This is a genomic window from Microcoleus harperi Pol14_C6 (genome assembly GCF_036701295.1).
In the GTDB taxonomy this organism is placed as follows: Bacteria; Cyanobacteriota; Cyanobacteriia; order Cyanobacteriales; family Microcoleaceae; genus Microcoleus.
Genome location: NZ_JAUBQN010000002.1, coordinates 1 through 15766 on the forward strand (window position 1 = coordinate 1; position 15766 = coordinate 15766).

Below are 15766 nucleotides of genomic sequence, written 5' to 3' on the forward strand. Positions count from 1 at the left end.
GAACAAATCATTTCGCTATCTTCTTACAATTTCATTCTTGAGGCTTTATTCTATGCAGCTTCATATTAAATTGGTATTACAAGCCAATTTAACCAGTAATTGACGTTCAGGTTGAGACGCAAATAGTTGGTGCAGTCGCTAAAATAAAGCGAGTGTTAACGTTTAAAGCCTAGGAACGGGGCATTTGAGAATTAAAAATTAAACAAGGGTAAGGTGCGCGCCCAGCACCCTACTAATTTCTAATTCTCGGCCCTATTTCCCATCCCCCATGCCCTATGAATGATTCTCAAGCATCACCAAATACATCAAAACCTGTCCATCCCCTAAAGCGGCTGCTGAAGTACGGGCGCCGCTACCGCCTGAAAGCTTGGCTGGCAAGTATCTGTTCGCTGCTGAATAAATTCTTCGATTTAGCGCCGCCAGCATTAATCGGTATTGCCGTTGATGTGGTGGTGAAACAGCAAGATTCTATCCTCGCTCAGTGGGGCATAAAAGATGTCTTTTGGCAACTGGCAATTATCACTCTTTTGAGCGCGATTGTTTGGACGTTGGAATCTCTTTTTGAATATGCCTATGATTATTTGTGGCGCAATTTGGCTCAGGATATTGAACACGATTTGCGTCTGGAAGCTTACAGCCATTTGCAGGAATTAGAATTAGCTTATTTTGAAGAACGCAGCACGGGCGGTTTGATTTCTATTCTCAACGATGATATCAATCAACTCGAACGTTTTTTGGACGACGGCGCTAATGAGGTGATTCAGGTAATGACAACGGTTGTTGTGATTGGTGCGGCTTTTTTTGCTGCTTCTCCTGGTGTTGCTGGGCTGTCCATGCTGCCGATACCTTTTATTATTTGGGGTTCGATCGCCTTTCAAAATCGCCTCGCTCCTCTGTATGCTGATGTGCGGGAAAAGGTGAGTTTTCTGAACGGGCAACTGTCGAATAATTTGATGGGAATTACTACTATTAAAAGTTTTACTTCCGAAGATTATGAAATTGGGCGCATCGAAGCACAAAGCCAAGCTTACCGCGAAAGCAACCGACGGGCGATCGTACTTTCGGCAGCTTTTATTCCGCTGATTCGGGTTGTGATTTTCTTGGGGTTTATTGCAACACTATTTCTGGGCGGTTTGGAGGTTGTGGCGGGCCGGTTGTCTGTGGGAACTTACAGCGTTTTGGTGTTTTTGACCCAGCGATTGCTGTGGCCGCTGACTCGCCTGGGAGATACTCTGGATCAATACCAGCGCGCTATGGCTTCTACTAATCGGGTAATGAATTTGTTGGATACTCCGATCGCAATTCACACGGGTGATATTCGGCGGCCAGTTAGTTCGATTAAGGGTGAGTTGGAATTTAAAAATGTTACTTTTTCTTACAATCAAAGAAAGCCGATTTTGCAGTATTTTTCCTTGACTCTGCCGGCTGGAAAAACTACTGCGATTGTTGGGGCTACTGGTTCGGGAAAAAGTACGCTGGTGAAGCTAATTTTGAGGCTGTACGAGGTACAGTACGGCAATATTTATCTCGACGGTATAGAATTAAATAACCTGAATTTAAAAGATTTGCGGAGAGCGATCGGATTGGTGAGTCAAGATGTGTTTTTGTTTCACGGTACGGTTGCCGAAAATATTGCTTACGGCAGTTTTGAGGCAACTAATCGAGAGATAGTAAATGCTGCTAAAATTGCCGAAGCGCACGAGTTTATCGCCCAATTGCCGGACGGTTACAACACTATTGTAGGGGAGCGCGGTCAAAAATTGTCGGGGGGGCAGCGGCAGCGAATTGCAATTGCACGGGCTGTTTTGAAGAATCCGCCGATTTTGATTCTTGACGAAGCTACTTCAGCGGTGGATAACGAGACTGAGGCGGCCATTCAGCGATCGCTCGAACGAATTACCAAAAATCGCACTACAATTGCGATCGCCCACCGTCTTTCTACTGTCCGCAATGCCGATTGCATTTGTGTCATGGAAGAAGGGCTAGTGGTAGAATCGGGGCAGCACGAACAACTGATCGAACAGGACGGAATTTATGCGGCGCTCTGGCGCGTGCAATCTGGTATAAGATAGAAACGCAGCGGTTTTGGGTAATTGGGAATTGCTAATTGGGAATTGGGGATGGGGCATTGGGCATGGGTAACTAATGACAACAGTCAACTGCCAACTGCCAACTGCCAACTGCCAACTGACTACTGACTGCTGACTGTAAAATATTAGTTTATACAAACAAGAAGAGAAAATGTTTCTATTTGATAGCCCTGAATCCAAACCCAACGAAAATAGCTGGAGCCGCAAATTAGATAAATTTGTGAAAGCTAATCAAAATGAATTGGCTGCTTTGGCTTGGGGGCTATTTCTGGAAAGGGGAGAGGAAAGCGAGGAGATTTTGGCAATTGATGTTGCTGAAAGTGCGCGTTTTGTGTATTGTAAGAAAGAAGCGGTTGAGGAGTTGAACCGTCAAGTGAGAAGTCATATTCAAGAAGTTGTAGGTGTGTTGAATGCTCACAAGCCTGAGACAGAAGTGGCGATTTTGGCAATCGGCGAAGGTCAAATTAAGTTAATTTTTTTTGAACCTAAGCCTGAACCTCCTGTTTGTTTTGAGGAAGCTGCAACCGATGTGGATACATTGTTGGCTAAGCTGGAACAGCAGATGGGTGAATATATGAAATAGGAGTTATATCAAATCCGGTGGTATCGGAATTGATATTACCTACAGTCAGGAGAGGACGCCGTGCGGTTTCCCTACAATTAATCGGGCGATGGTTATATCTCTTATCGAGGAAGATTGATTATGTTGAGGTAGGGACACGGCCTTGCCGTTTCCTCAGTTTTCCTATTGTCGATGGTTATATCCGAGATCGCACTCTGAGGGTAATTTCATTCAACAGTCTCTTTCAATCCCTCGGTGAGATCAACTGCGTATCAGCAACAGGCAAAATGCCTGTTCCACAAAGAGTAAACCCGGACTTATTATAGATATCAGAATAACCAGCAATCAAAATAACCAGCGGGCGGCGAATCATCATGAAAAATTTGAGCTTTGTCTAAAGTAGGTACCGCCTCTGCCAATTCTCTACCTACTTTTACCTCAAGCGCCCTGTCTGTTAATGGAAATGAAAATTGATGGCTATCTTGCAAATATTTTGCCTTAGCCACAATCTCATCTTTATCCAAAATCTGGCTGTTGCTACCAATCAAAATACTATTACTTTCCTGGCAAACACAGACGCACACCTGAGAAAACACACTTTGAAAAGTCGTGATTTTTTCGGCATAAAACTCATCTCTTTGCAGCAGATTTGCTAGTACAACTCCCTCGCTTGACAAGTGTTTTTCGCAGATTTGATAAAATTCTTTGGTGGATAGGCGGTGCGGAAAGTAGCCATTGCCAAAAGCTACGTCGATCATGATGATATCGTACTGAGTATCTGATTTTTGCTGCTCTAAATACTCTCGGCCGTCTTGAATTGTTACAGTTAGCCGCTCGTCGAATTTCACCCCAAAACACTTTTTAGCTGCTTCGATCGCGATCGGATCGACCTCTGCACATTCTATAACAGTTTGCGGCAAATAGTGGTGCAAAACTAAGGGAATTCTGCCGCCGCCAAATCCAGCTATGTAGATTCTTTGAGGTTGGCTTTGCCACACTAAACCCAACATCATCGTCTGAGTGTATTCAGACACTAGATGTAAAGGATTGTTGAAATCCAACACAGATTGCAGTAAATCTGTTTGCTGATTGACTTTTTCTACTAAAGATAGCTTAATGTGCGATCGCTCTTTTGTGACTGCAACATAGTGAACACCAGACTCTTTGCAAAAAATAACTTTGTCTGGCTGTTGCTGCAGCCAAGCCAGCCGCTGTCCAATAGCGGATAAATTGATAGATTGCCAAGTTTTGTATTCCTCAATCATGTGATTTTAAATTTTATTTTAATTCGATATTTTCTTAAAATATAGCCTCATCAACCAGGTTTCTAGCAAAATGGCTGAGTCGCCCGATATCTGCGAAGAAACCGGGTTTCTAGTCAATGCTGGCGCAAGTCATATTCTCATTTTCCAGCATGGCGAAGAACGAGAAGACAACAGAAATTCACCCGATTACAGCCGCTTGTACGCCACCAACTCCAAACCCGAAATCGAAAAATCCACTCTTTGCCAATCTTGCTTATCACCTTCCAATTTTTCAAAGGCTGCTGAGGTGAGCAAAATCTCTCCTCGTTCCGCCAAATCCTCTCCCAGCTTCGATGCTAGATTAAATTCGGAACCGTACATATCCTCTCCTTCCAGCATCAAAACATCGCCACAACCGATACCAATACAGAGGTAAATATCCATTTCCGGCGGCAGTGTCGTGTTGACAGCCGCCGTGTGTTTCAAAGAGTCGATCGCAGCTTCCACCGCTGATTTTACATCGGCAAAAACTGCAAAAATATTGTCGGCTTCCTCCTTAACTACAGTGCCACCATATTCGGAAATTATCGGCTTGACAATTCCGTGCATCCGGTGAATCATTGCCAAAAAATGAATAATTCCGTGGCGGACTGTCGTGCGCGAAAATCCCGACATATCCATTACTAAAATTGCGTAGTTTTTGCGGAAAGTTGAATTAATTTTTTCATCAATTTCAGCCATTCTTTCAGGATATTCGTTTCTTTCTTGCAGCAACGTTTCCAAGTAAGCACGGTTATTTGTTTTCATTTGAGTTTAATTAAATTCCCAATCGCGACACAGTTCTTGAGGGCGGCCAGCAGGATGCACCGCACAATTGATGCCATCCTTACCGTAATAATAATCGCACACTTTGCAAGGTTTAGTTTGCTCTAATTTTTTCATCAAAATTGCCCGGATTGTCTGGACTCGGTTGCGATACTTGTTTGCATTCGAGTGACTCGGTTCAATTGCCAAAGCTTGCTCGAAAGCTGTTAAGCTGGAATCGTACAATTTAATAATTTGGGCGCTGTATTTTGTCCAAGCATCGGCGTGGCTTTGATAAAGTTCGACGGTATTTAAGTTTAAAATTCCGTATTCCGTCCAAGCGTCGGCTGAAGCTCGATCGAACTTAATATGGGCATTGAGCAAAACTTTTTTGATCGTTGCCAAAAGTTCCCTCGGCTGCCAAGGTTTGCTAACATAAGCCTCGGCGCGATCGATCGCCCGGGAAAATAAAGCTAACTGCTGTCCCTTGCCTGTTAAAAATACGATCGGTATGTTCCGAGTTTCGGGATTAGCTTTAATTAAACGACAAACACCGTAACCGTCTAGACGGGGCATTATGACATCTAATAATACTAAATCAGGGCAATTTTTCTCAATTTTATCTAGCGCTTCCACACCGTCAGATGCCTGAATTACATTCAATCCGCTGCATCTCAACTGATGTGAAATGCACTCCCGCTGACTGCGGGAATCTTCCACCACTAAAACTGTACTCATCACTCCCCACCTGGTTTCTGAGGTAAACTTGTTCGCTGCTTCGAGTAACGCTTGCTGAAATCAGTTTACCCGCCTTGGATGAATTTGTTATCACTGGCAAGCTAAACTTACTCAAATTGCAACAAATCTTAAAGTGAGGAGCGAAGGTGATACTTATCAGAAAATGCTAGTTGCTAATACCCGAATAATTGTTGAAGTTTTGGCCGGTAAATATTGGGCTTTTAAGCCTTAATAACGGCAAATCGTACTGATGGGGGACAAAAACCTTGTTGAATTGCAACAGATAATCGGCTAATGTGTACGTTGAAGTTCTTAAGGACGACAAATGAATAGATTGCTCCTCACTTTACTTGTAAGTCCGACGCTGTTTGGATCTCTGATGTCTTTGAGCGCGATCGCAAATCCGGCTCAAATTGGCGAAACACCAAGCCAATCGGCCGATTCGACCCGCTGCGTGCGATCGCCCCACACTCAGCGTTTGACTTGCGTGCGACTCCCCGCCAAAACCGCTGCTTCAGATTCTAAACCGACCATCGCTTGGCAGCGCCCTGCTGACGAACAGACGGCGATGCTGGATTTTTCGGAAGAAGAAAGCGATGCCGCCGTGGCGATGTTTGGCTGCGACTGCCCGGTTTGTATCAATTCCCTGCGCCAGTTGCGCGGTGTGCCGCTTTTACCGGTGTAAGGGCGATCGATCGAACAGCATTGGAAGTCAGGCTCAAAAACCAGGTTTCCGATCGCTGCGCCCTTTCTCACTTTTAGAGAAATGGTAGTCAATCTGTTCCAGCATTTCTATAGATTTTGGATCTATCAAAATCGGGTCTGCTTTTACGGCTTCTACAGCTATTACCCACAGTGTAATTAGCAAGGTTTTTTCAACAGTTCCTAGTTAAACTGGGGTTTTAGTAATGACTTACTTCTGTCAGTTTCTGTAACCCCCTCTATTTTTTAGCTAGAACTTGTTTAAGTTGAGCAGTTGCTTGCTCAATTTTTTCGATACTACCTGGGTTGACCAATCCGTAGTAGTCAAAAACGTAAACTTGATTATTTTTAGTGGCTGTTAGTTGATTCCAAAAGGAATCAGATTTAAATTGGTCTAAAATTCCTTCTCCCCGATCGACAATAATGATAACTTCGGGATTAGCCTCTAAAACTTTTTCCGCTGAAAGCGTCACGTAGCCTCGAACAGGGCTATCTCCTTGCAACTGGGCTGCGACATTTTTCACGTTAAACTTACCCAGCAAATCTCCAGCCCAACTGCTTTGATTCGGCGATAAAATCGGTTGTCTGCTTACCAAAACTAAAGTGGCGGGGGTTTGATTTGGGATGTCGGCTAAAAATGTTTGGTAGCATTTTAACAGAGGTTCGGGATTGGTATTGAGGGATTTAGCTAAACTGGTTGTTAACTCTTCTAAGGATTTCCAACTATCAACTTGAGTGAGTAAAGTTTTTATTCCAAACTGCTGCAATTTTTGCATTGTTTGGTCGTGAAATCCAGATGCACCTACCACCAAGTCCGGTTTCAATGCGATAATTTTTTCCAAATTGGGAGGTGTACGTTCGGCAGTTACGGCGGTAATTCCTGTAAATTTGGGGTTGCTGCTGACTAATTTGCTGCCTGGAATTCCTACAAGTTTGCTTGGGTCTAGTTGATGGATAATATCGGCGGTTAAAGGTGTTAAAGCTACAACTTTGTGTACAGATGCGCTGTTAGTTGTTTGTGGTTGATTTGCTGGTGGCGAAACAGCAGGAGTTGATGGCTGAATTTGGGGTTGAGTGGCGACGGAGCAAGCTGTAAATGCTAAACTCAGCAACAGGATAGCGGTACGAGAAAACAAAGTTTTGTACATAGTTTAGGCGGGAGTGACAGCGGGTTTAGACCAGGTTGAGACAGAATTGACGGGAAGTGCGATCGCACTTGAGCGCTTAATGATTTAAATATCAATAGTTTACTGGATATTTTGTATAACAAGCCGCATTTATTGCCTGAACTCGGATTTTTTAAGTATCTCTTAAGTTTTATTCGAGCCTTTGGAATCAATACTAGGCAATAGTTTAAAGCCTGTGGCACTCAGATAGAACAGCGGATTGCGGGAATAAATTAATTGAAATAACTATGAATAGATTGAGAACTTCGTGCGAGTGTAGTTTTATACTAAGTATAAAACTTTAAGTGTGAAGAGTAGGAGCGATCGCACAAATCTGCAAGCCTACAGAAGTTTCTAAAATGATAGCTTCTACGCCAAAAGTCTTAGCTAAATTATCAGGAGTTAAAACTTGTGCGGGAGTTCCTACACAAAAAAGTTCCCCTTTATTTAACATAGCAATGCGCGAACTGTACCTAGCAGCTAAATTAATTTCATGCAACACCGTAATAATCGTCAATTTGTGATCTATATTTAATTTGTTAAGCAAATCTAACAATTGCAACTGATAGCAAATATCTAAATAAGTAGTAGGTTCATCTAATAGCAAAACTTGCGGATTTTGAGCCAAAGCTAAGGCGAGGAAAGCGCGCTGGCGTTCGCCTCCTGAGAGTTGTTCGACTGGGCGATCGCGAAATTCCTCAATCCCAGTTTGAGCGAGCGCCACCTCCACCTTGTCCGCATCTTCCTTGCTCAATTCCCACTGCCACCAACCCTGATGAGGAGAACGCCCCAAACTAACTAATTGCCTTACCGTCAAACCTTCCGGTACTGTTTGCTGCTGAGGCAAAATCGCTAATTTTTGAGCGACAACAGCCGCAGGTTGAGTATGAATTGCTTTGCCATCAAGCAACACACTTCCTTGCTGCGGAGTTAGGATGCGGCTAACTAACTTCAAGAAAGTAGACTTACCAGAACCGTTGGCACCGATGAGACTCAACCACTCACCAGGTTGTAAAGATAAAGTGATGTTGTGGGCGATCGCAACTTCGCCGTAACCACCAGTTAAATTTTGAATTTCTAAAGACATTATATTTTGTTATTGGTTATTGGTAATCGGTAATCGATAATTAATTTTGCGTCTTCCTTCTTCCCTCTTCCTTCTTCCCTCTTCCTTCTTCCCTCTTCCTTCTTCCTTCTTCCTTATTTTTAAGAACTAGAACGGCGATAAAGCAGCCAGACAAACAGGGGAGAACCCAACAAAGCCGTAACCGTACCCACAGGCAATTCTACCGCACCCAAACGAGCCAAAAAATCAGCAAAAGTCAACACCCAAGCACCGCCGATCGCACTCATCGGCAACACAAACCGATAATCATTACCAACCAACAAACGCACCCCGTGAGGCACAACCAATCCCACAAAACCAATCAATCCGCCGATGCTGACAGCACTCGCAGCTAGCAACGTAGCAACACCCCCAATCAACAAGCGCGATCGTACCAGCGAAACCCCCAAACCAACAGCTAAATCGTCGCCCAAAGCCAGCAAATTTATCGAGCGCCCCAAAAAACATCCTAACAGCAAAGCAGTCAAAATATAAGGTGAAGCAACCTGCAAATCCGACCAACCGCGACCGTTCAAACTACCGATTAACCAATTCAAAGCAGCTTGCAAACGGCTGTCTTCAGCTAACAGCAGCAGTGTAGTTTGTATTGCCCCAAACAGAGAACTCACAGCCACACCAGCTAAAACCAAACGTTCAACAGAAATGCCAGTTTTAGTTTTTCCCAAAAAGTAGACCAACATCGAAGTTAAAATAGCACCTATCCAAGCCGCCAAAGGCACCCAAGTTTGAAATATTCCCAAAGTCAGCATGGTAATCGCAACCAACCCCGCACCCGCCGAAATTCCTAATACAAAAGGATCTGCTAAACCGTTGCGGAGCAAACCTTGCAGCAACGCCCCCGACATTCCTAAAGCCGCACCAACCGTCAGCGCTGCCGCAACTCTGGGCAAACGCAATTCCCATAAAATAGTCTGATTGACAGCATCACCTCGGTGCAGAAATGCTTGCCACAATTGATCGGCACTCATGGATACCGCACCAAAAGAAAGCGAAAGGGCGATGGTTAACAGCAAACCCAATCCTAAGAAGGCAACTGCCGGAAAAATGCGATGTTGTAGCCAGAGTTTTTTCACAATATATTATACCGCTTTGCTTTTCGATAAAATCGCATTTTTGCCTAGTTATTTCTGCGCGATAGCCCAAACTACCAAGGGAAAATCCGGCTCGTTTGCGAGCGAATGAATGGAGGGATTGTAAAGCTCCCACCTGGCAAAGTTTGCCACCACACAAGCTCGGTTTCCCCAGGCTCCTGTTTGAATGCTTTCTAAATTAAAACCGCATTCAGCAAGCAAGTATTTGATGCCAGTTTCTGTCCAGCGAGAGCAATCTGTAGGATAATCGTGAATGCGAATTAAAAAGGGTGTGGTTATTAAAAAGTATCCCTTGCTGTTGAGCATTCTATATATATTTTTTCCAGCGCGGTAAGGCCAAAGTAAATGTTCAAATATCTGCTCGGCAATTATCAAACCAAATGTTTCATCGAGGCAAGACTCGCAAATATCAAAATCGGGATACTTAAGCGATTTATAGCTTTTGAAAGACTCCCAACTACCCCAACTATTGCCGGATATTTCTAATACATTCAAGCCCTCTGGTTGCAAGCTTTTAACAATTCTGCGCGTTTCGCGGTTCATTACGACTCGACACCAATCTTCATTAACAGCACTAAATACCATATTTCCTCCGTTTGGAACGCTCGAACTCGTTAACTACAATAACAATAACCTATTCACCTGAAGACGGCTTCAGTGGGAGCAGATGAGCAGGCGATCGCACCCGCCGGCAAAATTAAATGTATAATATTAACGAAGTAAACCGCTACGAGTGAATCATGTCCGCAAACACCGCGCTACCCGCAGCCCTAGCTAAAATCGTCCAGCGCTTTCAGCGACACTCCGATCCAAAACAGCGCTACGAACAACTGCTGTGGTATGCCAAGCGACTCCCAGCATTTCCCGAAAGCGACAAATTGCCGGAAAACAAAGTTTCAGGCTGCGTGTCGCAAGTTTATATTACTGCAAATTTGGCAGACGGAAAAGTATTGTATCAAGGCGATTCAGACGCTCAGTTAGTCAAAGGATTAGTTGGCTTGCTGGTGGAAGGTTTGAGCGGATTAACGGCTGCTGAAATTGTCACCATTACCCCAGATTTTATTCAAGACACGGGATTGAATGTGAGTCTGACACCTTCCCGCGCTAACGGATTTTACAACATCTTTCAAATGATGAAAAATAAGGCACTTGCTTGTGAATTGAACAAGCAAGCCGAAGCAAATTAAAAGAATAAACAGTTATGACTCAAACTACAAATTTAACAAAATCCGGCTCTGGCAACTATCCCGCCGCAGTTCAAGAATATCTCTGGAATTGGAAAGAAACGCAAATAAAAGTTATTTACGAAACCAGAGGACAGGGGAATCCTGTATTGCTGCTGCCTGCTTTCAGTACGGTTTCGACGCGAGAAGAAATGCGTCCTTTAGCAGAATTGTTAGCTCCTAACTTTCAAGTTGTGAGTTTAGATTGGCCTGGTTTTGGCGAATCGGATCGACCGCGAACCGACTATGAACCGCAATTATACCATCAATTTATCAAGGATTTTGTGGAGGCAATTTTTAATAGTCCGGTTGCTGTAGTTGCGGCAGGTCACGCTGCGGGTTATGTGATGCAGTTAGCGCAATCACAGCCAAATGTTTGGTCAAAGATTGTGTTAGCTGCACCGACTTGGCGCGGGCCTTTGCCGACGATGAGCAAACAGCAAAGCGGGTGGCATGGAATTGTGAGAGAATTAGTACGATCGCCATTACTGGGACAATTCCTCTACAAACTAAACACTGCGCCGTCTTTCCTGAGTTTAATGTATCGGCGTCACGTCTACGTTGATGCAGCTAAAGTCACGCCCGACTTCATTCAAAATAAGTGGAAAATTACGCAAAAACCAGGTGCTCGCTACGGTCCCGCTGCCTTTGTGACTGGTGGTTTAGATACGGCAAAAGTGCGATCGGAATTTACAGATAAATTTCAACAATTAGCCGTGCCGGTGATGGTTGTAATTTCTGAAAATGCGCCGCCCCAATCAAAGGCTGAAATGGAAGCATTAACGGAATTACCGGGTGTTGAATCGCGACTTATTCCTGGTTCTTTGGGTATGCACGAAGAGAATGCAGAAGCTTTAGCAAATGCGGTTAAATCTTTTATTTGAGAGAATTAAGAGAGAATGAACCGCAGAGGGCGCAGAGAACGCAGAGGGGAGAATGGGAGAGGGGATGAATGCAAGCTGTTCTTTTTACATTAGTTTGGATTGTTTGCTATTGGTTTTGTCTGCCAGTTTATGCTGTCGGAGATTCGCCGATGGTCAATTTGCCAAAGAGTACGATCGAAGGTGCGATCGACTTTCACATCCATTCTTCTCCTGATGTGATTCCCCGCAGGTTAGACGATTTTGAGGTAGCGAAATTAGCTGCTAGTGCGAAGATGAAAGCTGTTGTACTGAAAAATCATTATGCCAGCACAGCAGCACGGGCAGTTTTGGTTAATAAAATAGTACCAGAAATCGAAGTTTTCGGAGGAGTTGTTCTCAATCATGCTGTCGGTGGCATTAATCCCGACGCTGTAGATGCAATGCACCGCGTCGGGGGCAAATACGGTAAAGTAGTGTGGCTGCCAACGGTTGATGCTGAGCATCACTTGCAGGTTTTTCACAAATCGGGAATAGGGATTAAAGTTGCGAAAAATGGCAAGGTTTTACCGAAAACAGCAGCGGTGTTGAAGATTGTAGCCAAAGATAATTTGATATTAGAAACTGGTCATATTTCCTCAGAAGAAGTGATGGCAGTTGTAGCTGAAGCTAACCTTCTCAACATTAAGAACATCCTGATTACCCACGCAATGGCAGATGTACCCGGTTTGTCCCTAGAAAATATGCAAACAGCCGCCCAGATGGGAGCTTTTCTAGAACTCGCATTTGTCAACGATTTGATGGGAGAAAATGCCGCTGATGACGGACACAAAAACTGGCATCAAGTTCCTATTAGTAAGATGGCAGCAGCGATTAAACTAATAGGAGCAGAGCATTTTGTTATGAGCACGGATTTAGGAAGGAAACCAGATCCTTTGCCTGCGGAAGGTTACAAATTATTTGTGGAAAAATTAATAAATCAAGGCATTTCTCCGCACGAAATTGATTTAATGATGAAACACAATCCAGCTCGATTGTTAGGCATTTAGATGGGTAATTAGTAATTGGTAATTGGCAATCGGGGATTGGGAATCGCTAATTGGGAATTCTCTGCTCTCTTCCCTTTTCCTTCTTCTATTCTTGATTTCCTTTGCCGCGCAGGTATCCGTTATCTGCAATGCGCCAAGCACCCCCAGGATTTCCCGTTAAATCGCTATCTTCCACGGTAGCAATGCCATCTCTGTAAATGCCGATCGCCTCACCTTCATTACCATTAATCCGACACCGGCGCACGATCAATTTTCCTCCCAATCCGACACCTATTCCCAAACTGCCGTTGTCAAAAATACTGCAATCTTCCACCGTTGCTTTCGCATTATCCGATATAAAAATTCCGTTCCATACCCCATCATGAATTTGACTGCGGCGGAGAATAGAATGTGCATCAGGGCCGCAAATTCCCACCACAGAATAGTCCGCAGAAGTGAGATCGCTGTCTTCTACGATCAACTCGCCTTTGCGAATATCTACAGCGTAATATTTCCCTGTCGCGCTCAGCGTTAACCCCCGCACTAAAGCACGGTCAGTTGCCATTTTAATGCAGTTTGAGTTGATACTTTCAACCACAATGCGATCGACCTCTCCGCTGCCGATAATTTCTACCGATTTGTCGAGAATTAAACTTTCGCGGTAAACGCCTGGATGCACGTCAATCCGCGTGCCCGGTGCTGCATTTTTCAGCGCTTCGCTAATAGTAGTATAATCGCCTTGACCCTGCTGAGAAACAACAAATTTTTGACTGTTCAAAACTTTGGGATTAGAAGTAGATGCTTCAATTTGCTTTGATTGCGAGTCAAAATGCTCAGATTGTCGATCGCCCACTTCGGAAAGTTGCGATGTTAGCAGCAAGCGTTCTTGATAAACTGTCTCTAGTTGGTGTTCTAACTCGGAGACTTGAGATTGAAGTTGAGCTTGATTGTGGTTGGCTCTCTCGATTTGACTTTGAGTTTCCGAGAGTTGAGAATAAAGATGCGATCGTTCTCTGTTAGCAGTTTCTAGCTGAGATTCCAATTCAGAGCGACTTTGACGCACACTTTCTAACTGATTTTCTAATTCAGATACTTGAGATTGAAGTTGAGTTTGATTTTGATTAGCTGTTTCGATTTGACTTTGCAATTGCAAGAGTTGAGAAGTGAGCTGAGATTCCAATTCAGAGCGGCTTTGACGCACACTCTCTAACTGATGTTCTAACTCGGAGATTTGAGATTGAAGTTGATTTTGATTCTGATTGGCAGTCTCGATTTGAGCGGGGAATTCCGAGAGTTGAGAATAAAGGTGGGATCGTTCTGTGTTAGCTGTTTCTAGCTGAACTTCTAATTCAGAGCGAGTTTGATACACACTATTTAGGTGATGTTCTAGCTCGGATACTTGAGATTGAAGCTGAGCTTGATTATGATTGGCAGTCTCGATTTGACTTTGCAATTGCGAGATTTGAGAAGTGAGCTGAGATTCTAATTCAGAGCGACTTTGACGCACAGTTTCTAACTGTTGTTCTAAGTCGGATACTTGAGATTGAAGTTGAGTTTGATTGTGATTAGCTGTCTCGGTTTGACTTTGCAACTGCGAGATTTGAGAAGTGAGTTGAGATTCCAATTCAGAGCGATTGTGACGCACATTTTCTAAGTGGTGCTCTAACTCCGAAATTTGAGATTGAAGTTGATTTTGATTCTGGTTTGCTGTCTCGGCTTGACTTTGAATTTCCGAGAGTTGAGAATAAAGTTGCGAGCGTTCTGTGTTAGCAATTTCTAGCTGAGATTCTAATTCAGAGCGAGTTTGACGCAGGCTATCTAGCTGAGCTTCTAAGTCGGATACTTGAGATTGAAGTTGAGTTTGGCTCTGGTTGGCTGTCTCGATTTGATTTTGGGATTCCGACAATTGAGAATAAAGGTGCGATCGTTCTGTGTTAGCAATTTCTAATTGAGCTTGCAGTTCTGATAACTGAGACTGGAGTTGCGAGCTATCTCCCTCCTTGCTATGTATCTGAGACTCCAATTGTGACAACTCAGCCCGCAGTCTATCTCGCTCTAAAACCACCATTTCGGATTGAAGTTGTACTTCCTGAACTTGAGAGTTTAACTGCGCTTTATCCAGATTAGCAGCTTCTAACTGTCTTTGCAGTTCTAATAATTCAAATGGAGGTTGCTGTGCTTGTTCGCGAGCGGTTTGCAATTGAGAGTTGAGTATTTCGCGTTCTTGTTCTGCACTCTCCAATTGAGCTTGTAGCTCTGACAATTCCGAAGTAAATTGCGCTCGCTCTGCTTCGACTAATTGCAGTTGAGTTTGCAAACCCGACAGTTGAGACTGAAGTTGCTCCCGCTCTTCAATCGAGCGATCGAACTTAATTTGAATTTCCGACAACTGGTACTGTACCTGCAATCGGCTTTGGCTAGCCGTTTCCAACTGAGTCTCAAATTCAGACAGCAGAGCCTGAAATTGAGAACGTTCTGCATCAACCGCCTCTAACTCTGCTTGCTTTTCCAGCAATTGAGCGTTAAGCTGCGATCGCTCCTGCTCCGCAACTTCTAACTGATCTTTAAGTTCGGCCACTTCTGCTAACTGCGACTCAGCTTGTTGAGCATTTTCTAGCTGAAACTGCAAATCAGCAATCAGAGCATCAATTTGCGATCGATCTTGGGCAATTCCTGCCAAAAATTCTTCCATTTCCGACACTTGATTTTTTAAAATATCTTGCTCGCGAGTCACAGCCTCAAAGCGACTTTGCAACTGGGATAATTCAGAATTTAACTTATTTTCATTCTGAACCTTTTGCCGCAATTCCGAATTTCGGGCATCCAACTGAGCCGCCAAATTCGATATAGCCTCCTGCGAACCCTTCATCCGCACCAAATTGCGTGAATTTCGCTTACTCAAAATTAGCCAGCAGACTAATGCCCCGCCTCCAAATCCTATAAATAAAAGTAATGCTTGCATTTGTTTTATCTAATTAATATAAATTGAGTGACTTTGATGCTGACAGAAAAATGGACATCTACAAATCGCTATCTTACTCAAAGCTATCACAACTTGCCAGCCTGTGTTCACTTGGCTCAACAATTTATATTTCTTTACAAAGCCCTTTTGTTTACAGGTAAGGTGCGCCC

15 protein-coding genes are annotated in these 15766 nt (G+C 43.8%); 6 read left to right on the forward strand and 9 right to left on the reverse strand.

All coding sequences use genetic code 11. From position 1 onward, the window contains the following. The first annotated feature begins 275 nt into the window (after positions 1 to 275). Positions 276 to 2072, forward strand: coding sequence for an ABC transporter ATP-binding protein (locus tag QUA27_RS01680; protein WP_333065936.1), 1797 nt, complete (start codon positions 276 to 278; stop codon positions 2070 to 2072). 169 nt (positions 2073 to 2241) lie between these two features. After that, complete coding sequence (gene ccmS, locus QUA27_RS01685; RefSeq protein ID WP_333065937.1) at positions 2242 to 2673, forward strand: beta-carboxysome assembly chaperone CcmS; 432 nt, start codon at positions 2242 to 2244, stop codon at positions 2671 to 2673. Between the two features lie 308 nt (positions 2674 to 2981). On the opposite strand, the gene QUA27_RS01690 is transcribed toward ccmS, so the two are convergent. The 3 genes from QUA27_RS01690 to QUA27_RS01700 all read right to left on the reverse strand — a co-directional run bounded on the left by QUA27_RS01690 (position 2982) and on the right by QUA27_RS01700 (position 5438). After that, positions 2982 to 3917, reverse strand: a complete 936-nt coding sequence (locus QUA27_RS01690; protein ID WP_333065938.1) for a spermidine synthase — start codon at positions 3915 to 3917, stop codon at positions 2982 to 2984. Positions 3918 to 4103: 186 nt separating this feature from the next. Beyond that, positions 4104 to 4703: an adenylate/guanylate cyclase domain-containing protein gene (locus QUA27_RS01695; RefSeq protein WP_333065939.1), complete on the reverse strand. Its 600-nt coding sequence runs from the start codon at positions 4701 to 4703 to the stop codon at positions 4104 to 4106. Positions 4704 to 4709: 6 nt separating this feature from the next. Next, a complete protein-coding gene (locus QUA27_RS01700) occupies positions 4710 to 5438 on the reverse strand; it encodes a response regulator (protein WP_333065941.1) in 729 nt (242 codons plus the stop codon). A gap of 325 nt (positions 5439 to 5763) precedes the next feature. Here QUA27_RS01700 and QUA27_RS01705 point away from each other — a divergent pair, with 325 nt between their 5' ends. Further along, positions 5764 to 6123, forward strand: a complete 360-nt coding sequence (locus tag QUA27_RS01705) for a hypothetical protein (RefSeq protein ID WP_333065942.1) — start codon at positions 5764 to 5766, stop codon at positions 6121 to 6123. Positions 6124 to 6156: 33 nt separating this feature from the next. Here the strand turns inward: QUA27_RS01705 and QUA27_RS01710 are convergent, their stop codons facing one another. The 5 genes from QUA27_RS01710 to QUA27_RS01730 form a co-directional block, all read right to left on the reverse strand. Further along, on the reverse strand, positions 6157 to 6306 hold the full coding sequence (locus QUA27_RS01710; protein WP_333065944.1) for a hypothetical protein: 150 nt from the start codon (positions 6304 to 6306) through the stop codon (positions 6157 to 6159). Positions 6307 to 6379: 73 nt separating this feature from the next. Further along, on the reverse strand, positions 6380 to 7288 hold the full coding sequence (locus QUA27_RS01715) for an ABC transporter substrate-binding protein (protein WP_333065946.1): 909 nt from the start codon (positions 7286 to 7288) through the stop codon (positions 6380 to 6382). Positions 7289 to 7607: 319 nt separating this feature from the next. Next, complete coding sequence (locus QUA27_RS01720) at positions 7608 to 8393, reverse strand: ABC transporter ATP-binding protein (RefSeq protein WP_333065947.1); 786 nt, start codon at positions 8391 to 8393, stop codon at positions 7608 to 7610. Between the two features lie 119 nt (positions 8394 to 8512). Then, on the reverse strand, positions 8513 to 9505 hold the full coding sequence (locus QUA27_RS01725; RefSeq protein WP_333065949.1) for a FecCD family ABC transporter permease: 993 nt from the start codon (positions 9503 to 9505) through the stop codon (positions 8513 to 8515). A gap of 48 nt (positions 9506 to 9553) precedes the next feature. Further along, positions 9554 to 10108 (reverse strand): class I SAM-dependent methyltransferase, encoded by a 555-nt coding sequence (locus tag QUA27_RS01730; protein ID WP_333065950.1) that lies wholly within the window; start codon positions 10106 to 10108, stop codon positions 9554 to 9556. 155 nt (positions 10109 to 10263) lie between these two features. Between QUA27_RS01730 and QUA27_RS01735 the strand changes: the two genes are divergently transcribed. The 3 genes from QUA27_RS01735 (at position 10264) to QUA27_RS01745 (ending at position 12655) form a co-directional block, all read left to right on the forward strand. Continuing rightward, positions 10264 to 10710 (forward strand): SufE family protein, encoded by a 447-nt coding sequence (locus QUA27_RS01735; RefSeq protein WP_333065951.1) that lies wholly within the window; start codon positions 10264 to 10266, stop codon positions 10708 to 10710. Positions 10711 to 10724: 14 nt separating this feature from the next. Next, positions 10725 to 11630, forward strand: coding sequence for an alpha/beta fold hydrolase (locus tag QUA27_RS01740; RefSeq protein WP_333065952.1), 906 nt, complete (start codon positions 10725 to 10727; stop codon positions 11628 to 11630). Positions 11631 to 11698: 68 nt separating this feature from the next. Then, a complete protein-coding gene (locus QUA27_RS01745) occupies positions 11699 to 12655 on the forward strand; it encodes a DUF6282 family protein (RefSeq protein WP_333065954.1) in 957 nt (318 codons plus the stop codon). Between the two features lie 85 nt (positions 12656 to 12740). Here the strand turns inward: QUA27_RS01745 and QUA27_RS01750 are convergent, their stop codons facing one another. Then, positions 12741 to 15596 (reverse strand): right-handed parallel beta-helix repeat-containing protein, encoded by a 2856-nt coding sequence (locus tag QUA27_RS01750; protein ID WP_333065956.1) that lies wholly within the window; start codon positions 15594 to 15596, stop codon positions 12741 to 12743. Between the last annotated feature and the right edge of the window lie 170 nt (positions 15597 to 15766).